The organism is Streptomyces albiflavescens, from assembly GCF_014645835.1.
Lineage (GTDB): Bacteria > Actinomycetota > Actinomycetes > Streptomycetales > Streptomycetaceae > Streptomyces > Streptomyces albiflavescens.
Genome location: NZ_BMMM01000013.1, coordinates 214,083 through 239,765 on the forward strand (window position 1 = coordinate 214,083; position 25,683 = coordinate 239,765).

Sequence of the window (25,683 nt, forward strand, 5' to 3'; positions counted from 1 at the left end):
GGGCCTACCGACGGTCAGCCGTCACCACGGCTTGCCCGGCTTCGCTGGCGCAGCGAGATCCGGTTGCCGTCCGGATCCACTGCCTCGATACGGACCCCGAACGCGTAGTCCTCCGGTTCGGGCCGGTCGAATGTCACACCGCGGTCGCGCAGCACCTTGAAGTCCTTCCTCAGGTCGTCCGATTCGAGGAAGACCGGACCGGGCACGGTGCCCCGCTGCGCCTCGGCCGGCTGCCCCGCGGCCGCAGCGTGCGGCCACAGGATGAATTCGAGCGGACTGCCGGGGACGCCAACGGTGAGGAAGCGTCCTTCAGGACCCGGATAGTCGACGCGCTTGTCCAGGCCGAGCTGTTCCGTGTAGAACCTCAGCGCGCGGTCTTGATCGGTGACATAGAGCGTCACGTACATGACGTTTGTCAGCATCGTGTTGTCCATTCCATTTGTCGGTCCGACGACGTGCATGCCCGGGTGTCGATCGGCCCGGGAGTTGGAGTCGGTTCTCGGTCACACGGGGTGGGCCGTGTTGCTTCGTCACTCCACTGACGGGCCCTGACCGGAGAATGTGACGGATGGACGGAAAAACCTGTGTAGGCCGGCTCAGTCCTTGAGCTGCGGCCTCTTGTTGCTTCGAGGGCTCGGCGAGCGCGGCGGACACGCCGGTGAGCGGGACGGGTGCCGACTGGTTCCATTCGTTGTCAGGACAGCGGCCCCCGTCCACGCACACGCAGCGCAGGCACACCCCGCTCACGACGACGCCGAGACCTCAGGAACGTTGTATCCGTCGAGGCGAACCTGAGGACGGCCGGACGGCAGCTCCTCGGCCGGCCAGGACAGGGTGATCGACCGGGTCTCGTCCGGCAGCAGCCACAGGTAGTTGTCGCCGTACAGGGTGGGCAGAACGCGGTCGCCCGTGCTCGCGTCGTGCAGGGAGAGCCGGACCATGGCCGCGACGGAGGAACCGCGATTGTGTACGCGTGCGGTGAGTTCGCGTCGTGTCCCTGTCCGGAGCATGCGGCCGAGGCTGACGGAGACCTTGGTCGAGCGGACCGCGTTCAGGGCGCGCATGTCCGAGGGTTCTCGGTAGCGCCAGTAGGTGTTGCTCGACAGCAGCGTCCCTCGGGCATCGCTCAGGTGGAGCCGCAACAGATGGAACGCCGGGAGCGAATCGGTCAGGCCCGCTGTGAAGACCTGCGTGGTCGCGGAAGCCCCGAGGTCGATGCTTCTACGCTGCTCCTTGCCGAGCCGGCGCCCGTCGAGGCCGTAACACTGTGCCGTCACCACCGCATTGGAGATCTTCCGCGGGGTGTGGTTGACCCCCATGACGTGCCAATCGGTGGGGTCGGCCTGGATATGCAGGGGCTCACAGGCTGCTCGGGCACCGTAGTAGGTGCCGTTGACGTCGAAGTCGTAGTCGTACGTCTGCCACACCGTGCTGTACCAGGCGGGATGGGACATCCACAGCATGAGCCCACCGGCGTCGTCCCACAGGTTGGCGTTCCAGGCCTCGAACATGGCCCTGAAGTTCTCGTAGTTGACGAACTGCGCCTTGCGGCAGAAGTCCTCCAGGCCCTTGGCCGTGTCGAGCCGGGCTTCGATGGCCGCCTGATAGTTCTGCGGTGCCTGATTTCCCCTGGTGCTCCAGTCGTGGTGGAACCACGCGCCGCCGATCGGCCACTCCGGCTCCGAGCCGACGAGCCGGCGCATCGTCCGTGCCGTCGGCACGGTGGGCATCCCGATCTCGGTGTGGAAGCCGAAGCTCCCGCTGCCGTAGGTGGACGCGGAGTAGTAGCGCGTCGGCTCGACCCAGCCGTAGGGTCCGCCGCCGGACACGATCCCGCCCGCAGAGTTGTTCTGGTACAGCAGATCGGGCGCCTCCGCCCGGACCGCGGCGCGCATACCGTTGTCCACCGCGCCCGGCGGATTACCCTCGTTGGCGCCGCACCACACGACGATGCTCGGGTGGCTGCGGTAGCGCCGCACGGTGTTCCGCGCCAGGTCGAGGAAGGCCTTGTGGTCCGGCGGGTCCATGGCCCAGGCGTTGGGGAAGTCGTTCCAGACCAGCAGACCGTGTTCGTCGCAACTGGCGTAGAACTCCTCGCGGTTGCTGCTCCCCACCCAGTTGCGGATCATGGTGAAGTTCATGTCGCGGTGCATCCGCACCGCCGCGTCCATCCGCGCGGCGGGCATACGGCGCAGCAGTTCGTCCCAGCCCCAGTTGCCGCCGCGGGCGAAGACGCGGACACCGTTGACGCTGATTTTGAGCGGGACGGGGGTGTTGTCGACCGACTTCACGTCCGTCCAGTCGTCGCCGTTGTCGGAGACCTGGAGGGTGTACGTCTTCGGGTACGCCGCCTCCCAGACGATGACGACACGGTCGAACGACTGGGAGGACCCGAGGTCGACCTGGATCCACTGGTCGTTCTCGAAGGCGGAGGACCAGCGGGTCCCGGGATTCCCGTCGACCGCGTTGCCCGGCTGGTTCGAGGAATCATCGACGGAGGACGCGGTCGCCGTCCGGCGCAGGGCGAGATCGGTGTCCGGCGAGGAACTGTCCAGGATCGACAGACTCCACATCGACGAACCCCAACTGGTCGCGCGCGTACGGCAGAAGACGCGCAGGTACCGCGCGGTCCGGGCCTCGAACTCGACACTCTGCAGGCTCGCCGAGCCCCCCGACCGGAACGGCAGAGGAACCGCCGTGTTGTCGACGGACTGTACGTCCGTCCAGTCGCTGCCGTTGTCCGAGACCTGGACGGTGTACGTCTTCGCGTACGCCTGTTCCCAGGTGATGACGACCTGATCGAAGGAGAGCGACGACTCCAGGTCGACCTGGATCCACTGGTCGTCCGCGAACGCGGAGGACCAACGGGTGCCCGCATCGCCGTCCGTGGCATTGCCGGGCTGGTTCGCCGCATCGTCCACGGACGAGGCGGTGGCCTTCTTGTGCAGGGCCAGGTCGGTGTCGGGCGCCGAGCTGTCCGCGACCGACAGGCTCCACATCGACGAGCCCCATTCGGTGGCCCGCGTCCGGCACCTGATCCGTACGTAACGGGCCTTCTGGCGAGCGAAGTTCACGGTCTGTGCGTACGCGTCGCTTGCGGACTGGAACGTCAGCGGCACGTCGTACTCGTAGCCGTACTGACGTATTCCGAAGCGGGTGGCGCGGCGGTCGCTCTCCTGGCCGCCGATGGAGGCGGCGAGGGTGAGCCGGTGCAGGTTCGGTTCGCCGTAGCCATTGGGCCACCACAACTTCGGGTCGTTCAGGCGAAGTTCAGGGTGAGTGGCCGGCGTGAAGGAGACGTCGACGCTTTCGCCCGCGGGAACCGTGACCGCCTGCGTCAGCCGTACGTCGTCGAAGGCGGCGACGACGGTCACACGTCTGCTGTCCGAGTCGGCATTGCGGACCGGCACCACGATTGTCAGCTCGGCGGTGCGGGTGTCGGGCAGGTCCGGCAGCCTGGTGTCCACCCGGGGATCGCCGAGGACGGCGGCTCCGGTGGAGCGCAGGCGGACGTGGTTCCAGATGCCGGCGGCCCGGTCCCGCACCGCGGGCATCCAGTCCCAGCCCGAAGAGGCCAGGTAGGTCGGCGAGTTGCGGTTCATCATGTTGGCCCCGGCGTCCACGAAGGCGAGGCCCGCCGGACCTTTGTCTCCAGGGCTGCCCGGGAACGGCATGGGCGTGATCTTCACCGCGAGCGCCTGGTCGCCGCCGTCTGTCAGCAGTTCCGTGACGTCGTGGGCGGCGCGTGCGAAGGGGAAGGTGAGGTCGCCGACCCTGGTGCCGTTCAGCCAGATGTCGGCCTGGTGGTTGATACCGTCGAACTCCAGCCAGATGTGGCGTCCCGCGCCGGTGCGCAGCTGCGTCGGGAGACGGAAGCCGCGCCGGTACCACCAGGCGTGCCGCGACAGGGCTTCCGGGATGTGGAGGTTGTTGAGTCCGGAGACCGGGTCGGGCAGGTGGCCCTGGTCCACGAGCGAGGACAGGACGGTGCCGGGCACGGTCGCCGGCAGCCAACGACTGGTGTCCACCGACGGCTTGGACAGGTCGGCTCCGTCCCCGTCGGCCCAGTCGTCCATGGTCAGTTCCCAGCCGGACTCCAGGGGTACGGTGCCGTCCTCGGCGATCGTGAGGGAGGGCGGCGTCCGATGGTGGGTGCCCCAGTCGGTCCAACCGGTGGCGTCCGGGCGCGGGGTGCGGCACGTGCCGTACACCTGAAGTCCGTTGAGGCCCAGCGGGTTCGCGTTGGACCGCTTGTGCACGGTCATCCGCACCCACCGCGCGGAGACCGGCTCGGACAGGGCGATCTCCATGACCCCGCCGGTCCCGGCGTCGGTGCGGTACACGGACGTCCACGCCGTGCGGTCTCGGGAGGTCTCGATGACGAAGTCGACCGCACAACTGGACAAGATCTCCTGCCCTGTTGTGTTGTCGCGGGGATTCCCGCCGGGGGCGTCGACGTACGCCGGATCGTCCGCGGTCGCCTCGAAGGTGAGACGCAGCGATTCGACCTCGCACACGGCCTGCAGATCGACGGAGATCCACTGTGGATCGCCGGACGCGGCGCGCCATCCCGTTCCCCGTACTCCGACGGTGTCGACCTTGTCGACCACGAACTCGGCGGGTGTGGGTGCGTAGTCGGTGGAGGACACCTCGATGGGGCGATAGGTGGCCAACTCGCCGTGTGACGCGGTCTGATCGGACTGTCCGGTTTCGGCCGCGAAGCCGTCGGCGGGCAGAGCCATGCCGAGTCCGAAACCCGCGAGCAGCGTGGAGCCGGCGGACAGGACCGTGCGCCGGGAGGGGAGAGACGACTGATCCGACATGAACAACGGCTCCGATCAGGGAAGTTCGAGCAGCGGGTGAAATCGGAAGAGCCAGAAGACAACGTTGCCAACGTCCTTTGACAACGTTGCCAAACACTGCACCGCCGGGCTAGGCCTGTCAAGGTTTCGCGCGCCACGGTCCCGCCTGTCTCAATAAATTAGGAATAAATATTGACAGGGTTTCGGTCGCGCGCCACAGTCTTCGCCGTGACACCGTCGGCCCCAGTGTCAGGGCGGCCCGTGTCACGTCCTCCTGCTTCCCAACGACCGGGAGAGGTAAGTGACTTCACTTCAGCCGGACCGAAGAACCCCAGGTCCCATACCTGCTCGCCGCGCCGCGGCGATCGCGACCGCGGTGGTCCTCGCCGTGACCGCGGCCCCCACGGCCACGGCGAACACAGCCGACGACCAAGGAGCGCCCGAGTACTACGACAGCGGACTTGCTCCGACGCCCTACATGGGCTGGAACACGTACTACGGACTGGGAGCGCCCACCGAGAAGGAGGTGCGCGCTGTAGCCGACCGGCTCGTCAGCAGCGGTCTGCGCGACAGCGGCTACGACATCGTGTGGCTCGACGGCGGCTGGCAGGCCGACAACCCCCGAGACGAGCAAGGGCAGTTGGCTACCAACCCGGACCGCTTCCCTTCCGGGATCCCCGCACTCGTCTCCTATCTCCACCAACGTGGTCTGCGGGCGGGCATCTACACGGACGCCGGCACCTACGACGGCGGCAAGAGCTGCGGCCTCGGCAGCCGCGGCCACTACACCGAGGACGCCCGGCAGTTCGCCGACTGGAAGATCGACGCGATCAAGGTCGACTTCCTGTGCGGGATCGCCGAGAAGCTCGATCCCGGGCCGGCGTTCAAGGAGTTCAGCGACGCGGTCGCCAAGTCGGGCCGCAGGATGCTGCTCAATCTGTGCAACCCGCTGACCGACGACTGGGGGCTGCCCCACACGCCGGAACAGGACGCCCACAACACGTACGTCTATGGTCCGACGGCCGCGGACTCCTGGCGCACGGGCACCGACATCGCCTGGGGCACGCCGAGCCCGGGCCAGTGGCCCAATGTGCTGCGCAACATGGATGCCAACGCCTGGCACCCCGAGGCGCAGGGCCCCGGCCACTACAACGACCCGGACTACCTCATCCCCATGCGCCGCATGGCGGACGGCGGCTACGAGCTGACGCAGGAGGAGTCCACCACCCAGTTCGTGATGTGGGCCGAGATGGGGTCACCGCTCGTCCTGGGCTCCGATCCCCGCACCCTCTCCGACGCCATGCTCGCGACGCTGCGCAACCCGGAGATCATCGCCGTCGACCAGGATCCGCTGGCCGTTCAAGGCGTCAGAGTGGCCACCGACTCGGTCGGGGACGTCTACAGCAAGGTGCTCCAGGGGCACGGCCGGCGCGCGGTCGTCCTGCTCAACCGTTCGGATCAGCCGGCCGAGCGCACGGTTCGGTTCGCCGATGCCGCCCTGGGCGGGCCGGTCAAGGTCCGCGATCTGCGGGCGCGTGCCGACCGTGGCACCCACTCCGGGTCGTACACCGTCCAAGTTCCCGCGCACGGCACCGCGTTCCTGAAGCTGACCGGTGAGGACGCGCTGCCCGGGACGAACCTGGGCGAGAAGACCACGTCGAGCCCGGCGGTCGTGCGCGACGGCGACACACTCACCACGTTTCTGCGCGGCCCGCACGGATCGCTCGTCCAGCACTCGGCCGCCGCCGGCGGGGGCGGCGCATCCCGGACGAGGGATCTCGGCGGCCCCGTCCAGGGCCGGATCCTGGGTCAGCCGGCCGCGTACGCCTCACCGGGCGGCCGCATCGACGTCTTCGTCCGTGGAGCCGACTCGCAGGCGTACCGGCGGGTCTTCGCCGACGGTCGCTGGGGCGACTGGCAGCACCTTGGAGGGAAGTTGACCGACGCGCCGTCCGTGGCGTTCACGGACCCTGCGCACTGGACGCTCTTCGCGCGCGGTGCCGACGGCCGGGTCGTCCAGCGCGGCCCCTCGCCCGACTGGTCGTCGCTCGGGGCGCCGGGGGACCGGCCGACCTACGGAAGGCCGTCCGCCGCCGTCGACGCCGAGGGGCGCGTCCATGTGGCCGTACGCACCGCGGACGACTCCGTTTGGGCGAGGGCACGAGACGCCAACGGCGCCTGGTCCGAGTGGAGTTCGCTCGGCGGGACCGTGAGCGGCAGCCCGACGCTGGTCTCCGTGGATGGCGCCGTGGTGCTGTATGCGCGGGCCGGCGACTACACGCTCTGGCAGCAGCGTTACGAGTCCGGTGCCTGGCAGGGCTGGACTAAGCGGCAGGAGTTTCCCAGCGCAGCTTTCGAAGGCGCGCTCGGAGCTGTCGCCGGGTCGGGGGGCACGGTCGACGCGGTCTTCCGCGGCGTCGACGGGTATGTCCACCGGACTCAGTTCAAATAAATTAGTAATTATTCTTGACGTGGTGCGAGCGCCACGCGAATCTGGATCCGCCGTGAGCGGGGCACCGGCCGTCAGGAGGGCCGGGCCCCGCCGTGCGGGCCCATAGGGAGTACTTCATGACGAACCATCAGCTCAGCCGACGGCGCGTCCTCGCCGGACTCGGTGCCGCCGGGACGACGGCACTGATCAGCGGCTGCGTCACCTCCACCTCCTCCGGCAAGAGCTCCTCGAAGGGTGCGGTGACCCTTCAGTCCAACCTCTCCGCCCCCCAGGCCAAGTCGGCGATGGAGGACCTCGTCGCCGCCTACGCCAAGCAGGGCTCGGGGCGCGCCAGCCTCAACACCGTCGCCTCGGAAACCTTCCGCACCCAGCTGCCGACGTACCTGACGTCCGCCAACCCGCCGGACGTGTACACCTGGTATCCCGGCTCGGTGGCGGACTCGTACGCGAAGAAGAATCTGCTGCTGGATCTCAGCGATGTCTGGGACTCGCCCGACCTCAAGCGCTACTCGAAGGCGCTGCACACGCTGTGCACCGCGAGTTCCGGCAAGAAGGTCTTCGTGCCCACCACGTACTACTGGTGGGGCATGTTCTACCGCAAGTCGAACTTCGCCAAATGGGGCGTCGAGGAGCCCAAGAGCTGGGACGACTTCCTCGACCTGTGCGACAAGCTCAAGAGCAAGGGCGTCGCTCCCATCGGCCTGGGTGCGGGCGGCAACACGGCCTGGGTGGCCTCGGCCTGGTTCGACTACCTCGACATTCGCATCAACGGCGCTGACTACCACCGCCAACTCCTCGCAGGCAAGCACCGGTTCGACGACCCCGAGGTGCGCAAGGTCTTCGACCGGTGGCAGGAGGTGCTGCCGTACTTCGACCCGAACGGCGCCGCCGTCCCCTTCGAGGACGCCACGACCTCCCTGCTCAACGGCCGCTCCGGCATGATGCTGATCGGCACCTTCTTCGCCGACGCGGCGCCCAAGGACGCCCTCGGCGACATCGACTTCTTCCGCTTCCCCGTCATCGACGCGAAGGTGCCGCTCGCCGAGGAAGCCCCCACGGACGGCTACTTCGCCAGCGCCCGCACCGGACGCGGCGACCAGGTGAAGGACCTGCTCCGCTACCTCGCCACGGCCGAGGCCCAGGAGATCTACCTCAAGGGATCCTCGGGCACCGCGCTGCCCTGCCACCCCGACGCCAAGGACACCGGCACGGCCCTCGTGAAGAAGGGCCGCAAGCACATCGAATCGGCCGCCGAGATCACCCAGTTCTTCAACCGCGACTCCAGCGACGCCCTTCAGCCCACCGCCGACAACGCGCTGATCAAGTTCCTCGCCAAGCCCAAGACGATCGGCAGCATCCTCACCGACTGGCAGCGCGACGCCGAGAAGATCTGGAGCGCGTGAGGTGGCCGTCCTGACCGCCCCCGAGCGGAAGGCCCAGGCCTCGTCGCCACCGCGCCGCGGCCGGGCCCGGAGCATCCACGCCACCCCGCCGCTGGTGCTCGCGTTCGTCCTCGTCCCACTGCTCGCCGAGGCACTGTGGGTGTTCTGGCCCGCGATCCAGGGCTTCTACCTGGCTCTCACGCGGTGGGACGGCGTCTCCGCACCCCGGTTCATCGGCCTGGACAACTTCCGGGAGATGGCCCACGACGACGTCTTCCGCAGCGCGGCCGGCCACACGGTGCTCTGGCTGCTCCTGTTCGGCGGCCTGTCCGCGCTCCTCGGACTGGGCGCCGCCCTGCTGCTCCAGCAGGAACGCCGGGGCGTCGGCTTCTACCGGGCCGCCCTGTTCCTGCCCGTGGTCTTCTCCCTGGTCGCCACCGCCCTCGTATGGCAGGCGATCTACCAGCCCGACGGCGTCCTCAACCAGCTCCTGCAGTCGCTCGGCCTCGGCAGCCTGCGCCACGCCTGGCTCGCCGACCAGGACACCGCCCTGTACGCGGTCATCGTGCCCGCGCTCTGGCGCCAGATCGGCTACGTGATGGTCCTGTACGTCGCCGGACTCAAGGGCATCGACCCGGCGCTGTACGAGGCGGCCAAGGTCGACGGGGCCGGACCGTGGCAGAGGTTCCGGCATGTGACGCTGCCTCAGCTGCGGAGCGTCAACGCCGTCGTCCTGTCCGTCATCATCATCGACTCGCTGCGCTCCTTCGACGTCGTGTGGTCGTTGACCCGCGGCGGCCCGTACCACTCCTCCGAGCTGCTGAGCACCTACATGTACTCCACCGCCTTCCAGTCCCTGCGCCTGGGATACGGCTCCGCCCTGGCCGTCGTCATCTTCGTCCTGGCCTTCGGAGTCATCTGCTCCTACCTCGTCCGCGCCTTCCGGGAGGCCGACTGATGCCCGGTACGTCCACGGCGCTGCGCCGGCGGCGCGCCGCGACCGCCGGATTCCATCTGGGCGCCGGCACGCTGGCGATCCTGTGGCTGCTGCCCATCGCCCTGGTCCTCGTGACCAGCCTGCGCTCCTTCGACGACATCGCCGCCCACGGGCTGGGCAGTTGGCCCCGCTCCTTCACCCTCGGCAACTTCCGCCAGGCCTGGGTCGACGGCGGCCAGCAGCGCGCCCTCATCAACAGCCTGATCGTCACCGTCCCGTGTGTGCTGGTGACGCTGATCCTGGCGGCCATGGCCGCGTTCGCCCTGAGCAGGTACGCGCTGCCCTTCCGCCGCGCCCTGCTGCTGCTCATGCTCGGCGGCAACCTGCTCCCGCCGCAGATCCTGCTCATCCCCGTGTCGAAACTCAGCGAACTGCTGGGCGTCTACGACACACTGCCCGCCCTCATCGGCGTCCAGATCGGCTTCGGCGTCGGCTTCTATGTCTTCGTCCTGCATGGCTTCATGCGCGCCATCCCGCCCGAGATCCAGCAGGCGGCCGTGGTCGACGGCGCCGGTCCCTGGCAGCTCTTCTGGCGGATCATCCTGCCGCTGACCCGACCCGCGCTCGCCGCGCTCAGCGCACTGTCCTTCACTTGGATCTTCAACGACCTGCTGTGGGCCATCACCGTGCTGCGCAGCGACACCAATATGCCGATCACCGCTGCCCTCATCGGACTGCAGGGGCAGTACGTGTCGATGTGGAACGTGATCGCGGCCGGCTCCGTCATCGCCGCCGCGCCCACCGTGGCCGTGTTCCTCCGGTTCCAGCGCCACTTCGTGGCCGGACTCAATCTGGGAGCCGTCAAATGACGTCGTACCGGCGCTGGACCCTGCGCACCGAGCACACCGCCTACACGGTCCGGCTGGCCCCCGACGACACCTGGGCCGAACTCCACGCGTGGGGACCGCACGGCGTCGAGGAGGGCCCGTCCGCCCTGGACTGGTCCCGGCGCACGCACTTCATCACGCCCGCCGACGCCGCGCCCGTCGAGTATCTGCCGTACGGCGCACGGCCGTTCACCGGCGCCGACCTGGTCGCGGGCCGCCCGGGCCACGACCGTGGCGTGTGGTGGACCTTCGCCGACGCGCACGAGGGCGACGGAAGCCTGCGGCTCACCTTCACCGACGACGTGCTGGGCCTGCGGACCGCCCTGTGCTACGCCACGGTCCCGGACACCGACGTCATCCACCGCTGGACCGAACTCACCTGCACCGGAGACGAGGAACTCCGCCTTGAACGCCTCGACTCGGCCGCCGTGAACATACCCGTCACCACCGGTGCGCGGCTCACCTACCTCACCGGCCAGTGGTCCCAGGAGTTCCAGCGCACCCAACTCGACCTGACCAGAGGCACGTTCACCATGGGCAGTCGCCAGGGCGTGCCCGGACACGCGTACGCGCCCTGGCTCGCCGTCCAGGACGCGGCGGCACCCCGCGACGCTCCCGCCCCGGCCTACGGCATGGCCCTGGAATGGCCCGGCAACTGGCACTTCACCGCGGAGGCGGAACCCGGCGGCGCCGTGCGCGTGCGGGCGGGCCGGGTGCCGCACGAGGGCGCGGTCCACCTGGCGCCCGGCGACACCCTCGTCACGCCCCGTCTCGCGTGTGCGTTCAGCGCGGACGGGCTCGACGGCCTGTCCCGCGTCTGGCACCGCTACGAGCGCAGACTCGCCGGAGACCGGCTGCACCGTACCCGCAAAGTCCTCTACAACTCCTGGGAAGCCACCGGATTCGACGTCGACGCGTCCGGTCAGCTGGAGCTCGCCAAGGCGGCCGCCGACATCGGGGCCGAGCTGTTCGTCGTGGACGACGGCTGGTTCACGGGCCGCACCGACGACACCGGAGGACTGGGTGACTGGCACCCCGATCCGGCGGCGTTCCCGCAGGGCTTCGACCGGTTCGTCGACGACGTACGTGCCCTGGGGCTGGACTTCGGTCTGTGGGTCGAGCCCGAAGCCGTCAGCCCCGGAAGCCGCCTGTACGCGGAACACCCCGACTGGGTGTACCGGATCGACGAACGCCCCGCCCGACTCGTGCGCAACCAACTCCTGCTGGACCTGGGCCGCACGGACGTCCAGGACTTCGTCATCGCCACCCTCGACCGGCTGCTGACCGACCACGCCGTGAGCTACCTGAAGTGGGACATGAACCGGCCGCCGACCGAGCGCGGCCGGCCCGGCGCCGGCCCCGCCGACCGTCTCGACCTGGACGCCGAGCACGTCGCCGGCTATCTGCGCGTCCTGGACCACCTTCGCGCCGCGCACCCCGACGTCACGGTCGAGGGCTGCGCGGGCGGCGGCGGCCGCATCGACCACGCGACCCTCGCGCGCACCGACGTCGTCTGGCCCAGCGACAACACGGCACCGCTGGACCGGCTCTCCATCCAGTTCGGGTTCCTGCACGCGCACGCGCCGCATGTGATGAGTTCCTGGGTCACCGACGCGCCGGGCGTGTTCGACCCGCGCCCGCGCAGCCTCGCCTTCCGGTTCGTCAACGCGATGTGCGGGGTCCTCGGGATCGGCGCCGACCTACGGACCTGGAACCCCGAGCAGCGAGCTGAAGCCGCCCGGTGGATCGCCCGCTACAAGGAGGTGCGCGAGGTCATCCACCGGGGCGAGGCCCGGCTGCTCGGCTGCCCCGCGGACCCCACCTGCGGTGTGCAGTACGACGCCGAGGACGGAAGCCGCACCGTGGTCGCCGCGCTCAGCACCGGGCGCCTCGATGGCGCCCCGCTCGTACCCGGCCGTCCCGACCGGCTGCGCCTGCGGGGCCTCACCCCGGACGCCCACTATCACGACGCCGCGACGGGAGCGACGTACAGCGGAGCCCATCTGCTCCACTACGGACTGCCGTTCGCGTGGAGTGCCGACCATGACGCCGAACTGGTGGTGCTGATACGGCAGTAGGACGTCATCCGGCATAGGTTTCCCAGCAGCCCCGTACGGGTTTCCCAGCATTCCGCATCGGTTTCCTGGCGCGGCCCATCAGGCGCGGTCCGCCGCGCCCGTACAGAAGGAGTCGAACCGCACCATGGACACGTCCGCACGACGGTACGGTGCCCGCTTCGTCGGCCGCACGGCCGTGGTCACCGGAGCGGCCTCCGGGATCGGAGCCGCCACCGCCGAACGCCTTGCCCAGGAGGGCGCCGCCGTCGTGCTCGCCGACCTCGCGGAGGAACGCGGCGAGGCCGTGGCGGAGCGGATCGCCAAGGACCGCGGCCGGGCCCGGTTCGTCGCCGCCGATGTCGCGGCCGAGGCCGACTGGACACGGATCGTGGCCGCCGCGCACACCTTCGGGCCCGTGGACGTCCTCGTCAGCAACGCCTTCACCGTCGACGTCGCTCCGGCCCACGAACTGTCCCTCCCCTCCTGGCAGCGGCAGATCGACGTCAACCTCACCGGCGCCTTCCTCGGTTTCAGGACAGTCCTGCCGGATCTGCGGTCCCGCCGGGGAGCGGTGGTGCTGACCTCGTCGGTCCACGCGCACAAAGGCATCCCCGGACATCCGGCGTACGCGGCGTCCAAGGGCGCCCTGCTGTCGCTGTGCGGTCAACTCGCCGTCGAATACGGGCCCGATGTACGGGTCAACGCCGTCCTGCCCGGTCCGATCCTGACGGCGGCCTGGGACAGAGTCCCGCCCGAGGAGCGGGAGCGCAGTATCGCCGAAACGGCCGCCCGCCGCTTCGGGGCACCCGAGGAGGTGGCCGCGGCCATCGCGTTCCTCAGCGCCGACGAAGCCTCCTACATCACCGGGTCGAGTCTCCTGGTGGACGGTGGCTGGAGCGTCGTCAAGGCCTCCGCATGACCCACCGTCGCCCTCACCTCTCAGCAGAAAGGCTCACGACATGACGCCCTACGCCCGCCGCGGCGTGCACGGCCAGACCGTGGAACTCCTCGCCCGCCGCGTCCTGAGCGGCGAGATTCCCGAAGGGGCGACGCTCGACCTGGTGGCACTCCAGAGTGAACTGGACGTGAGCCTCACGGCTTTGCGCGAGTCGCTGAAGGTGCTGGCCGCGAAGGGGATGGTGGACGCCCGCCAGAAACGCGGCACGTTCGTCAGGGCGCGCGCGGACTGGAACCTTCTGGACGCCGACGTCCTGAGATGGCAGTTCGAGGGCGGTCGCGCCACCGAGGCCGACGAGGCGTTGCTGCGGAACCTCGGAGAGGTACGCGCCATCATCGAGCCGGCCGCGGTCCGCCTCGCGGCGCAGCGGCGCACCGACGTCGACCTCGCCGCACTGGAGAGCGCCCTGGAGGCGATGGGGGAGGAGGACACCGACGCCACCCATGCGGTCGAGGCCGACCTCGCCTTCCACCGCGCCCTGCTCGCCGCCACCCACAACGAGCTGCTGGAACGCATGGAAATGGTCATCGAGTCGGGCCTCGCCCACCGCGACCGCATCGTGCACAGCTCCCCCCACAGCGACGACCCCGTGCCCAGCCACCGCGCCGTCCTCGACGCCGTACGCGACCAGGACCCGCAGGCCGCCGAGGCCGCCATGCGCGCCCTGCTCGACCAGGCCGTGCGCGACCTGGACCGGCTCAGCGCCTCCGACGACACGAAAGGCCCCCGCGGCAAGTGAAGATCGCTCGCATAGAAACCTTCCTCGTTCCGCCGCGCTGGCTGTTCTGCCGCATCGAGACCGACGAGGGCGTGGTCGGCTGGGGCGAGCCCGTCGTCGAGGGACGCGCCGAGGTCGTCCGGGCCGCCGTGGACGTCCTGTCCGAATACCTCGTGGGCCAGGACCCGTTGCGCGTCCAGGACCACTGGCAAGTGCTCACCAAGGGCGGCTTCTACCGCGGCGGTCCCGTCCTGTCGAGCGCCGTCTCGGGCCTCGACCAGGCGCTGTGGGACATCGCCGGCAAGACGTACGGGGCGCCGGTGCACGCCCTGCTGGGCGGTCCCGTGCGCGACCGGGTGCGGGTCTATGCCTGGGTCGGCGGCGACGAACCGGCCCAGCTGGCCGACCAGATCGCCGCCCAGGTCGAGGCGGGCTTCACCGCGGTGAAGATGAACGCGGCCGGTGTCACCTCACCGATCGCGACCGCGGCCGAGACAGCGGCCGTAGTTGCCCGGGTAGCCGCGGCGCGTGAGATCCTCGGCCCGGACCGCGATGTCGCCGTCGACTTCCACGGCCGCTTCACCGCCGCGAGCGCACGCCGGGTCCTCACCGAACTCGCACCCCTGCACCCGCTGTTCGTGGAGGAACCCGTCGTCCCCGAGCAGAGCCATCTGCTGCCCGGGCTCGTCGCCGCGAGCCCGGTGCCGCTCGCCACCGGCGAACGACTCTACGGACGCGGTGACTTCCTGCCGGTTCTCACCGCAGGCGTCGCCGTCGTGCAACCGGATCTGTCCCACGCCGGTGGCATCTCCGAGGTGCACCGCATTGCTTCCCTTGCCGAGACCTACGGCGCCCAACTCGCCCCCCACTGCCCGCTCGGCCCCATCGCGCTGGCGGCCAGCCTCCAAATCGCCTTCGCCACACCGAACTTCCTGATCCAGGAACAGAGCCGGGGCATCCACTACAACAAGGACGCCGACCTGCTCTCCTACCTCGCCGACCCCGAACCCTTCCGCTTCGTGGCGGGCCACGCACGGCGCGGCGACCAGCCCGGCCTGGGCATCACCATCGACGAGGCCGCCGTACGCGCCGCCGACCGCACCGGGCACACCTGGCGCAACCCGGTGTGGCGGCACGCCGACGGTTCCTTCGCAGAGTGGTGACCCCCCTCGTGCCCGCCCCACTCGCCATCGAGACCGACACGGCCCACGGCGGCCGCTGGACCTCGCTGAAGGCCCGCGGCCGTGAATGGCTCTGGCAACGTGCTGCTCCGGAACGTGCGAGCGTGTCGCCCGGCGACGCGTTCGCCGACGCCGGCGGACTGGAGGAATGCATCCCCACAGTCCGCGGCACCCCCGACCACGGAGACGCCTGGTCGCGTGCCTGGACCCGCAGCGCGGATGCCGAGAGCGTGCGCTGCGACCGCTTCGCCCTCACACGCACCATCCGCGGTACGGCGGACGGCGCCGAGGCCCACTACACACTGACCGCCGAGCCCGGCTTCCGATTCGTCTGGGCGGCTCACGCCCTGCTGGACCTCTCGCAGAACGCGACCCTCCAGATCAGCACCGGCGCCGCCACCCGCCTCTTCCCCGAATCGGCCGCCCTCCTGGCAGAACCGTGGCCCGCCCGCGCATCGTGGCTGGAGGGCCCCTGGCCCGCGCCCCGTGGACTGCGCCTGGACCGGCTCGGCCCGGACGACGGCACCGCGGTCGGAGCCGTCGTGGACGCCTCCCGATGCTGTGTCCACGACGCGGAGGACCGCCTGGCACTGGCCCTCGAAGCGGACGGTCAGCCGACCGCCATCGCCCTGTGGCGCAACCTCGGCGGTTTCCCCACCTCAAGTCCCTACCGCAGTACGGGTGTCGAGCCGATGCTCGGCCGGGTCTTCGACCTCGCCGACGCGGGCCCGGGCGACGCCGCCCGGGTACCGGCGTCGGGTGAGGTCCGTTGGCGGCTCACGCTGACCGCGGACTGCCGCTGCCCCTGATCCGAACGCAGATGACCCTAATGCCCATCGCCCGAGGGTCGATGGCCCGAATGCCCATCGCTCGAGGGTTGATGGCCCGAATTCTGATGATCCGAACGCTGAGAAAGGAGCCCCGCCCATGGACCTGCGAGCCGCACTGGCCACGCATCGCCTGGTCGCCATCGTGCGCGGAGACGAGCCCGAAGCCGCGCTGCGCACCGTGCTGACCCTCGCCGAGGAGGGCATCGAGCTGATCGAGGTGTCGCTCACCGGCAAGGACGCCCTCACCGTCATCGAACGAGCCAGAAAGGCCCTCGGACCGGACAGGCCCCTCGGCGCCGGCACCGTCCTCAGCGCCGACGACGCCCGTGCCGCCCACCGCGCGGGCGCCGACTTCGCGGTAACCCCCGGGCTGGGGGAGGGAATCGACGCGGCACGCGATCTGGGCATGCCGGTGCTCGCGGGCGTGCTCACCCCTACCGAGATTCTCGCCGCACGCGCTCTCGGCGCGGCCGCACTGAAGATCTTCCCGGCGGCCCAGGCCGGGGGAGCCGCCTACCTCAAGGCGCTGCGCGGCCCGTTCCCCGACGAACCGATCGTGCCCGTGGGCGGCGTCGACGAGACCTCCGCCCGGTCCTATCTGGCGGCAGGCGCCACGGCGGTCGGTGTCGGCTCGCCCCTGGTCGGCGACGCCGCGGACGGCGGAAGTCCGGCTGAGCTCCGCAAGCGCGCCGCAGCGTTCCTCACCGTGGTACGAGAGGCCACGCGGTGACCGAAGACCACCCCGGCTGCGGCCGACCCGACCGGCTGGAACTCGGCGAAGGCATCCGCTGGACCGACGGACGCATCGTGCTCGTGGACCTCCTCGCGGGGCGCCTGCTCACCGCCCCCGACGATCCGACGGCGCCCCTGCAGACACTCGCCCAACTCCCCGTCCCGCTGGGGGCGGTGGCCGCTGTGGCCGACCGGCCGGGCAGCTGGATCGCCGCCGCGGGCACCGGCATCTGCCTGCTCGCACCCGACGGTGCCCTGACCTGGCTGGCGCGGCCCGAAGGTGACGCCTCCTCGCGCATGCGCATGAACGACGCCACCGCGGATCCTTCGGGACGCTTCTGGGCGGGCAGCATGGCGTACGACGCCGACGAGGGGGCCGGATCGCTCTACCGGGTCGACCACGACGGCACGGTGGTCCGCGTCCTGCGGGACATCACCGTGCCCAACGGGCCCGTGTTCACGGCGGACGGCCGCTTGATGTACCTGGCCGACAGTGCGCGAGGCATCGTACGGCGCTACCCCGTCGATCCCACAACAGGCCAACTCGGCACGCCTGAGGTGTTCTTGACCATTGACGACGGCAGCCCCGACGGGATGGCCATCGACGCCGAAGGCGCCGTATGGGTGGCCGTCTGGGGCGCCGCGACCGTGCGGCGCCATCGCCCGGACGGCACCCTCGATCGCGTGCTGCGACTACCGGCGACTCAGCCCGCCGGTGTCTGCCTCAAGGACGACTCCCTGCACATCACCACCGCTCGTGTCGGACTCTCCGCCCCTGGACCCTTCGACGGCGCACTGTTCACCGCTCGGGTCGACGTGCCCGGCAACCCGGCGGCCCCCTACCGGCCGCACGCCTCAATCTCCGCAAAGCTGTCGCCATCCGCCGTGCCGGAGTCCGCATGACGAACCCCTGGCGACCTTCCGGAGGACCGGTCTGCTGCGTCGGCGAGACCATGGCAGCCCTGGCGCCCGATCCGCCCCAGCCACTGGAGCAGGCTGACGGCCTGCGCCTGTCGGTCGCCGGGGCCGAGTCGAATGTGGCGATGTATCTGGCGGACCATGGTGTCCACGTGTCCTGGCTCTCGGCCGTCGGGGACGACGCGTTGGGGCGACGCGTGCGTGCCGCGATCGCCGCAGCGGGCGTCGACGTCTCGGGCGTGCGCACGGACGCGAACAGGCCCACGGGGCTGCTCGTCAAGGACCCGGACTCAACGGGCACCCGCGTCCACTACTACCGTACGAACTCGGCCGCCGCGGCCCTCGGAACGGATCTGCTGGACGCCGAAGAGCTGCGGCAGGCCTCCCTGGTGCATTTCACCGGGGTCACGCCGGCACTGTCGCCGTCCTGTCGGGACCTGGTGGTACAGGCACTCGCCGTATCGGCGGACCAGCGCCCGTACGCCGTGAGTTTCGACGTGAACCACCGTCCCGCGCTGTGGCCCGACGGTGCGGCCGCCCGGGTTCTGCGCGACCTCGCCGACCGGGCCGACATCACGTTCGTGGGACTCGACGAGGCACAGCATCTGTGGGGCAGCGACCTGAAGGCCGTGGATGTACGGGAGTTGCTGCGGCACCCGCGCATCCTGGTCGTCAAGGACGGCGCGCACGCCGCGACCGCCTTCAGCGACGAGGGCGTGTGCACCGTGCCGGCGCTGAGCACGACCGTCGTGGAACCCGTCGGTGCGGGCGACGCCTTCGCCGCCGGGTTCTTGGCCGGGCTGCTGCGGGGCGCGGACAGGAAGCGTGCACTGAGGCTCGGCCACATCACCGCCGTGTCCGCGCTCCAAGTGACGGGGGACCATGGGCGTTTGCCGGACGGTGACCGGATCGATGAGCTGCTGGATCTCAGGGACGAGGACTGGCTGACGCGCACGTTCCCGACGCACGCCGTGTGACTGATCGTTTCAGGATGCTGTGCGGAGCCGTCGGAGGCGGATGAGGCCGCAAGCGAGGCGGACGTCGCCGGCCTGGAGCTCGGCGGGCAGCGTCATCAGCTCGGCGGCGCAGCGGGCGAGGCGCGTGAGCTTGTCGACGGTGAAGACGACCGGCGTCCCGGGCGCGGCCTCCTGCCGGAGGTCGCCCGGTGGCCTGACTCAGCGATTCAATCGGCCCTTTCGGAAGGTGAGTTGGCCCCGCTGAGCACCGCGGCCGGCCCTGCCTGGTGGCGCGGCACTCAGCGGGAGGTTCCGTGTTCGTTCGCTTGGACGGTCGGTGGGCGCTCTGCGCCGAAGACGTAGAGCGCCCCCGCTCTGTACCGAGGGATCGAGGCCCGGGGACATCCCAAGGAATCCGCCCGGCGCCCACACAGCCGCCACCTACCCCGAGCACCAGGACCCGATGTCACGCACCGAACCGCGCCGAACTCGGCCGGAGACAGGCCCGCCCTTTCGAGTCACGATTCCGCGCTCAGCTGACGGCAGTGCCGAACCACTTGGGCAGTCGGCTGAGCAGATCCTGCTGATCTTGACCGACCCACGCCACGTGGCCGTCCGGCCGCAGCAGTACTGCGGGCACGTCCAGTTCCTCGCTGACGTCGACGACGTGGTCGACCCGGTCCGCCCAACCCGCCACCGAGAGCCCGCCGGTCTGGTCGAGCAGCAGTCCGCGGCCGCCGTGCATCAGCTTGTAGAGCCGACCCTGCTTCAGCTCGACGTCCCGCAGTCGCCGACCGAGCAGTTCATGTCCCTCGCCGAAGTCGTAGCAGACCCCGATCGCAGTGATCTTCTCGATCAGGTGCCTGTTCACCTCCTCGAAGTCCATCAGTTCCGACAGCAGCCGGCGCACTGACTGCGGGCCCGCCTCGGTGGACATCAGCTGCATCTGCGCTCGGGTGTTGTCCAGCACGTCGGCGGCCACCGGATGCCGTTCGGTGTGGTAGCTGTCCAGCAGCCCCTCCGGTGCCCAACCTCCCACCTCCGCGGCCAGTTTCCAGCCGAGATTGAACGCGTCCTGGACACCGAGATTGAGCCCCTGGCCGCCGGTCGGCGGGTGGATGTGCGCCGCGTCGCCGGCCAGCAGCACACGGCCGGTCCGGTAGCGCTCGGCCTGCCGGGTGGCGTCGCCGAAGCGGGACAGCCAGCGCGGTGTGTGCACGCCGAAGTCGGTGCCGGCGATCACCCGCAGCCGCTGCTTGAACTCCTCGAAGGTCGGCGGGACCGAGCGGTCCCCGGCCGTCCCCTCGGCGGGCACAACGACGCGATGCACCTCGCCTCCGAAGGGCACGACGCCGAACCGCTTCTGGGTCTTGCGGACTTCGGCCACCACGGCGGCCACGGTCTCCGGTGGTGCGGCCACCTCCATCTCGCCCAGCAGCGTCTCGACCCTGCTGGGCTCGCCGGGGAATCCGACGCCGAGCAGCTTGCGCACCGTGCTGCGGCCGCCGTCGCAGCCGACGAGGTAGCGCGTGCGCAGCCGCGTGCCGTCGGCCAGCTCAGCAGTCACCCCGTGGTCGTCCTGGCTCAGCCCGACCAGCTCGCAGCCGCGCCGGATCTCGGCGCCGAGCTCGATGGCGTGCTCGGCCAGTAGGCGATCTGTGGTGGTCTGTGGGATGCCGAGGACGTAGGGATGCGCGGTGTCCAACCGGTCGGGCGAGGGTTTGTCGATGCCGGCGAAGAAGCCGCCGATCCCGTCGTACCGCCGGCCGTGCGCGAGGAACTGCTCCAGCAGACCGCGCTGGTCCATCACCTCGATGCTGCGCACGTGCAGGCCGAGCGCGCGGACCACCCTGGTCGGCTCCGCCTCCTTCTCCAGCACGACCACGTGCACACCGTGCAGCCGCAACTCGCCGGCCAGCATCAGCCCGGTCGGCCCGCCGCCGGCAACGATCACGTCAATCATGAAACCCCCGATTCGACAAGGTTGCATTGCGGCCAGATGTTCTTCGCGGTGCGGCGGCGCGCACACCCGCACCTCCGCGCCGAGTGCCCGCAACCGCACCGCGCGTCCCACCGGCGGTTCGCGTCCCGCGAGACCCATACGAGCCCAAAAGTGTGCGCACTTCGCGAATTTTTGATTTCCGCAGGTTCTGGCTTCGGCCGGAGATTGTGCAGCACGACCCGGGGCTTGCCGCAAGGCCCCCGGTGCGCTATAGGTTGAGAGTGGCAAGGAGCGGACAACCTCCTTGCCTTTGCTTTTTTGTCGTCCGCTGTGAACGGACAAGCTCCTCCCGAAGCGGTGACGCGCCGCGCAGGCCACGGCCGGCCGGGGTGGAGGCGCGGAAGCTGTAGTTGCCCAGCACGTTGACGTTCAGACCCGCGTCCCGGCGAGGGTGCCACCGTCGGATCCGCCGACATCGCTCATCGGGGAGACGTGCCGCTGGGATGGGCGTAGGCGGTTGAGTACGGCATGGCGGTCCTCGCAACACCTTCGCGAAGGTAGCCTCTTGCGGCCGCCTTCCCATGCCTTTGCCGCGTGGATTGGCGTGGCTGGGGGTTCGTCCTTCGCTGGGCCCGTCTCGCCGAGCACCTGGTTGCACAGGCCGACTACGTACGCCTCATCACCGTCGTCTCTCGTTCCCATGGCGGCGCATCATGCCAGCCCCCTGCTGCAGGCCGCCCTGGAGCCGGAGATGGACGAGCACCTGGCCACGGAGGCCGGCCGGGTCGGCGGGCGAGTCCCGTTCGGGCGGCAACATGCGCAACGGCTACCGGGCCAAGAAGGTCATGACGGAGGTCGGTGCGAATAGATCCCTGTGATCACCGGCTTCACGGGCCGACCCTCGCGCAGGGTGCACCGGCTCCTGCGGCTCCTGCGCGACGGTCGGCCCGTGCCGAACCCGCGAAGGCCTGCTGGAGCGCACAGTTGGGCAGTGTGACGCGTCACAGACAAGACGGCGCCACTGTGGGAACTTCAAGTGCCCTTCGTGCCGGGCAAGTTACTGAAAAGCCGAGAGTGAGGTCCGGCCGACCGCACGGATTGCGTCGCTCGTCCCGTGTGTGCGTAAGAGGCGGAACCGCGAGCCGGCGAGGGAACCGACGAGAGGGACGGCCCGCATGTGGAGAGGATCGAATGCGCTCTTTGGAAGCCCTGACGCTTGATCAGGTAGTCGACACGGCTCGCTATCCCCTGTCGGAAGTCGCGAGCACCCGGGGAGAGGCCGTGGTTTCCCGTGCCCGGCGCGACCTGTTGACTCTCGGCTGCACCGTGCTGCCGGACTTCATCCGCCCGTCGCTGCGCGATGTGCTGCGGCAGGAGTGCTCGGCCATTGCCCCCCGGGCGCACCACGACGTCGAGACGGTGAACGTCTACAACATCGCAGTGGACTCGGCGCTGCCGGAGGACCATCCGGTCCGGAAGGCCTTCGAGCGGGGTAACGCGTTCGTCGCGCGGGACCGCATCCCCGCGGACTCCCTCATCAGCCGGCTCTACTCCCACATGGTGTTCCGGCACTTCATCGCCCGCTGCTTCGAACTGCCAGAGCTGCACGAGTTGGCGGACCCGCTCTCCGGGCTGGTTCTCAACGTCATCGCGCCGGGTATGGAGCACCCCTGGCACTTCGACACCAACGAGTTCACCGTGAGCATGCTCACCCAGCAGGCGCAGGCCGGCGGCGTCTTCGAGTATTGCCCGAACATTCGGACCGCGCAGGACGAGAATTTCGACGACGTCCGGGAGGTAGTGGACGGCCGGGGCGAGCGGTTGACCCGGCGCCTCCCCCTGCAACCGGGTGACCTGCAGTTGTTCAAAGGGCGCTACTCGCTGCACCGAGTGAGCCCGGTGCGCGGCGAGGTCGCGCGCCACTCCGCGATATTCGCCTACAGCGAGCGCCCCGGCGTCATCGGGAGCGTGGAACGGACCCGGCAGCTCTTCGGCCGGGTGCTGCCCGAGCACCTGGCGGCCGAGGGCCGGGCGGTCCGCGGCGACCGGCTCCTGGACTAGCGGGCGGCGAGAACGCGTAGTCGTCGTAGGCCGTTTCCCCCTGCGCGATCCCATGGAGGAGTAAGCCCTGTGCGTTTCGACGTGACCGGAAAAGTCTCACTCGACCACATCTACGACCAGCCCGATCCGCGAACCTATTTCAGGGTGCTGCGCCCGCTCGGCTACGGCGTTCCGCAGCAGGCCAAGCCCTACTTTGCCAAGATCATCACGGAGTACCGGGAGTCCCAGCACGTCGCGGTACCGAAGGTGCTGGACATCGGCTGCTCGTACGGAATCAACGCCGCCCTGCTGAAGTACGACGCGACCATGGACGAGCTGTACGCGCGCTACGGCGACGAGGAGCGTGCGGGTGAGAGCCGCGAGGCTTTGCTGGCCCGCGACCGGGGGCTGGCTCGGTCACGCCAACCCCCGCAAGCGATCCGCTTCGTCGGCCTCGACACCTCCGGCAGCGCGCTGTCCTATGCTCTTGAGGCCGGGTTCCTCGACGACGTGGTGCACGCCGACCTGGAGGAGCACGAGCCCACACCACGACAGCACGCCCAGCTCTCGGGTACGGACCTGGTGATCTCGACGGGCTGCGTCGGCTACGTCACCGAGCGGACGCTCACGCGAGTCGTCCGGGCGCAGGGCATCCGCCGGCCCTGGATGGCGCACTTCGTGCTGCGGATGTTCCCGTTCGACTCCGTCGAGCGCGCGTTGGCGAGTCTGGGCTACCGGACCGTCCGCGTCGACGAGGTGTTCAGACAGCGGCGGTTCGCCTCCCCGCAGGAGCAGGCGCTCGTGCTCGACAGCATGTCGGCCGCAGGGGTGGATCCACGGGGCCTGGAGGCGGAAGGCTGGCTGTACGCACAGCTCTACCTTTCCCGGCCGTACGACATCACAGGTACCAACGATCCGAATCGAGAACAGAGTTGAAGACCAGTCAGGATGCGTCAGGCAACGCGACCTTCGCCCAGGAGGGCAGCCTCCCGCGCGTGCCGCTGCCTACGCTGGATGCGAGCTGCGAGAGGTTTCTCGCCTGGTGTAGGCCGCTGCTGACCGCCGACGAGCGGTCGGCGACCGAGGCGGAGGTTGCCGCCTTTCTCCGACCCGGTGGCCCCGGCCGGGTGCTGCATGCCGCGCTGGAGGAATACGACGCCACGGAGGGCGTGCACAGCTGGCTCGACACCTTCTGGCCGTACCGATACCTGGGCCGCCGGGACCGGATCGCGCTCAACGCCAACTTCTTCTTCCTGTTCCAGGACTCCGACCAGGCGCAGGTGGAGCGGGCGGCCGGGCTCGTCGCCGGGGCCCTCAACTACAAGCGGCAGCTCGATCAGGGGCTGATTCCACCGGTGGTGCAGCGCGGAGCGCCTCAGTCGATGGTGCAGAACAAGTTTCTGTTCTCCACCACGCGTATCCCCGGCGTGCAGCAGGACACCGTCCGCGCCCCCTACACCGAGGAGTGGCCGGGCCCGTCCGAGGCCCGGCACGTCGTGGTGTTCTTCCGGGGCGACATGTTCCGGCTCGACGTGCTGGGTCGGGACGGTGTCCCGCACAGCCTGGATGACATCCAGGCGGGGCTGCGCGCCGTGATGAAGGCCGACCCGGCCGGCGCGGACACCTCGGTGGGCCACCTCACCACCATGGCCCGCGCGGAGTGGGCGGCCGCCCGGGAGTCCCTTCTCGCCTGCCACCCCCGCAACGCCGACGCCCTTGACGATGTCGAGACCGCGCTGTTCTGCGTCGCTCTAGAGGACTTCGCCCCCGCGGACGTCCAGGACGCCTGTGACCAGCTGCTGTACGGCGACCGCGGCAACCGCTGGTTCGACAAGGCCGTGACCTTCGTCGTCTTCGCCGACGGACGGGCGGGCATCAACGTCGAGCACTGCGAGTTGGACGGGACCACGATCCTCACCTTCACCGACGCCCTGCTCAGCACCCCGGCCGAGGAGCAGTCCCGGCAGTCCGGAGCCCGCTCCCAGGGGCTGCCGGCGCTGGAGCCGATCGTGTTCGAACTGGACGACGCGCTGCGGGACCAGGTGCGCTCCGCCGCCGACGCGTTCGCGGCGTACGGGGAGAACACCGCGACCAGCACGTTGTCGTTCGCGGACTTCGGCAGCAGCGCGGCCAAGGTGTTGGGGGTCTCGCCGGACGCGTTCGTCCAGGCCGCTTACCAGCTCGCCCACCAGCGCGCCAAGGGGCACCTGGGCGCCACGTACGAGTCGATCGCCACCCGGCAGTACCGGCACGGGCGGACCGAGGCGATGCGCGTCGTCACCACCGAGATGGTGGCCTTCGTGGCGGCGATGGAGGACCCGGCAGCGGACGCGGACGCCCGGCGCGCCGCGTTTCGGGCAGCCACGGAGGCCCATGTGGCGCGTGCGAAGGCGTGCCAGGCCGGGCAGGTGCCGGAGCAGCACCTGTGGGAGCTGGAGCTGATCCAGCGCCGGCGGGGGGCCGAGCTCGGGGTGACCGAGCAGCCCGCGCTGTACCGGACGCCGGGCTGGTCGACCATGCGGGACGACTATCTGAGCACGAGCTCCGCGCCGTCCGTCAATATCCAGTACTTCGGCTTCGGGTCGACCAGCAGCCAGTGCATCGGTGTCGCCTATGTGCTGCTTCCCGAGCGGTTCAACCTCTACCTGAGCACGCCGTTGGCGGTCGCCGCGCAGATGCGGACGTTCGCCGATCGGCTCCGGGAGGCGATGGACGAACTCCGGGAGCTACTGGCGCCCGAGCGGCCTGAGGACTGAACGGACCCCGCCGCCGGACCGGAACTCCCGGTCGGGGACCACGGTCCGGCGGCCCGGACGGCTTCAGTGGCTGAGCCTGTCCTGAGCTGAGCTGAGCTGAGCTGAGCTGAGCTGAGCTGAGCTGAGCTGAGCTGA

The 25,683-nt window shown here is 69.8% G+C and carries 18 protein-coding genes and 1 pseudogene; 16 read left to right on the top strand and 3 right to left on the bottom strand.

Translation table 11 applies throughout. The features are described from left to right. Nucleotides 1–14: 14 nt before the first annotated feature. A complete protein-coding gene (locus IEY95_RS31710) occupies nt 15–422 on the bottom strand; it encodes a VOC family protein (protein ID WP_189189603.1) in 408 nt (135 codons plus the stop codon). A 321-nt stretch (nt 423–743) separates the two neighbouring features. Further along, entirely contained in the window at nt 744–4,823 is a 4,080-nt protein-coding gene (locus IEY95_RS31715; RefSeq protein ID WP_189189604.1) for a discoidin domain-containing protein, read from the bottom strand. Between the two features lie 280 nt (nt 4,824–5,103). Here IEY95_RS31715 and IEY95_RS31720 point away from each other — a divergent pair, with 280 nt between their 5' ends. From IEY95_RS31720 to IEY95_RS31775, 12 genes are all read left to right on the top strand, one after another. Further along, entirely contained in the window at nt 5,104–7,254 is a 2,151-nt protein-coding gene (locus IEY95_RS31720) for a DUF8189 domain-containing protein (protein ID WP_189189605.1), read from the top strand. A 116-nt stretch (nt 7,255–7,370) separates the two neighbouring features. Continuing rightward, nucleotides 7,371–8,657, top strand: a complete 1,287-nt coding sequence (locus tag IEY95_RS31725; RefSeq protein ID WP_189189606.1) for an ABC transporter substrate-binding protein — start codon at nt 7,371–7,373, stop codon at nt 8,655–8,657. Between the two features lies 1 nt (nt 8,658). Then, nucleotides 8,659–9,594, top strand: a complete 936-nt coding sequence (locus IEY95_RS31730; protein WP_189189607.1) for a carbohydrate ABC transporter permease — start codon at nt 8,659–8,661, stop codon at nt 9,592–9,594. Next, entirely contained in the window at nt 9,594–10,442 is an 849-nt protein-coding gene (locus IEY95_RS31735; RefSeq protein ID WP_189189608.1) for a carbohydrate ABC transporter permease, read from the top strand. Before IEY95_RS31730 ends, IEY95_RS31735 begins: the two co-directional genes overlap by 1 nt. After that, nucleotides 10,439–12,538, top strand: coding sequence for an alpha-galactosidase (locus IEY95_RS31740; RefSeq protein WP_189189609.1), 2,100 nt, complete (start codon nt 10,439–10,441; stop codon nt 12,536–12,538). The genes IEY95_RS31735 and IEY95_RS31740 overlap by 4 nt, the downstream gene beginning before the upstream one ends. Before the next feature lie 124 nt (nt 12,539–12,662). Further along, nucleotides 12,663–13,436, top strand: coding sequence for an SDR family NAD(P)-dependent oxidoreductase (locus IEY95_RS31745; protein ID WP_189189610.1), 774 nt, complete (start codon nt 12,663–12,665; stop codon nt 13,434–13,436). A 40-nt stretch (nt 13,437–13,476) separates the two neighbouring features. After that, a complete protein-coding gene (locus IEY95_RS31750) occupies nt 13,477–14,214 on the top strand; it encodes a FadR/GntR family transcriptional regulator (protein WP_189189611.1) in 738 nt (245 codons plus the stop codon). Next, complete coding sequence (gene dgoD, locus IEY95_RS31755) at nt 14,211–15,356, top strand: galactonate dehydratase (RefSeq protein WP_189189612.1); 1,146 nt, start codon at nt 14,211–14,213, stop codon at nt 15,354–15,356. The genes IEY95_RS31750 and dgoD overlap by 4 nt, the downstream gene beginning before the upstream one ends. Nucleotides 15,357–15,364: 8 nt before the next feature. Continuing rightward, entirely contained in the window at nt 15,365–16,183 is an 819-nt protein-coding gene (locus tag IEY95_RS31760) for a hypothetical protein (RefSeq protein ID WP_189189613.1), read from the top strand. Nucleotides 16,184–16,301: 118 nt separating this feature from the next. After that, nucleotides 16,302–16,934 carry a bifunctional 4-hydroxy-2-oxoglutarate aldolase/2-dehydro-3-deoxy-phosphogluconate aldolase gene (locus tag IEY95_RS31765; RefSeq protein ID WP_189189614.1) on the top strand — a complete coding sequence of 211 codons (633 nt, stop codon included), beginning with the start codon at nt 16,302–16,304 and terminating at the stop codon, nt 16,932–16,934. Then, the gene (locus tag IEY95_RS31770) at nt 16,931–17,839 is read left to right on the top strand and encodes an SMP-30/gluconolactonase/LRE family protein (RefSeq protein WP_189189615.1); all 909 of its coding nucleotides are present in this window, start codon (nt 16,931–16,933) and stop codon (nt 17,837–17,839) included. Before IEY95_RS31765 ends, IEY95_RS31770 begins: the two co-directional genes overlap by 4 nt. Then, the gene (locus IEY95_RS31775; RefSeq protein ID WP_189189616.1) at nt 17,836–18,831 is read left to right on the top strand and encodes a sugar kinase; all 996 of its coding nucleotides are present in this window, start codon (nt 17,836–17,838) and stop codon (nt 18,829–18,831) included. Before IEY95_RS31770 ends, IEY95_RS31775 begins: the two co-directional genes overlap by 4 nt. Before the next feature lie 511 nt (nt 18,832–19,342). On the opposite strand, the gene rox is transcribed toward IEY95_RS31775, so the two are convergent. Continuing rightward, entirely contained in the window at nt 19,343–20,773 is a 1,431-nt protein-coding gene (gene rox / locus IEY95_RS31780) for a rifampin monooxygenase (protein WP_189189617.1), read from the bottom strand. A 703-nt stretch (nt 20,774–21,476) separates the two neighbouring features. On the opposite strand from rox, the pseudogene IEY95_RS51080 reads away from it, so the two are divergent. From IEY95_RS51080 to IEY95_RS31795, 4 genes and pseudogenes are all read left to right on the top strand, one after another. Next, nucleotides 21,477–21,612: pseudogene (locus tag IEY95_RS51080) on the top strand (IS256 family transposase); the annotation flags it as partial. A 331-nt stretch (nt 21,613–21,943) separates the two neighbouring features. Then, on the top strand, nt 21,944–22,813 hold the full coding sequence (locus IEY95_RS31785) for a HalD/BesD family halogenase (RefSeq protein WP_189189618.1): 870 nt from the start codon (nt 21,944–21,946) through the stop codon (nt 22,811–22,813). Nucleotides 22,814–22,882: 69 nt separating this feature from the next. Beyond that, complete coding sequence (locus IEY95_RS31790) at nt 22,883–23,728, top strand: class I SAM-dependent methyltransferase (protein WP_189189619.1); 846 nt, start codon at nt 22,883–22,885, stop codon at nt 23,726–23,728. 59 nt (nt 23,729–23,787) lie between these two features. Further along, complete coding sequence (locus IEY95_RS31795) at nt 23,788–25,548, top strand: choline/carnitine O-acyltransferase (RefSeq protein ID WP_229703499.1); 1,761 nt, start codon at nt 23,788–23,790, stop codon at nt 25,546–25,548. Nucleotides 25,549–25,683: the final 135 nt, after the last annotated feature.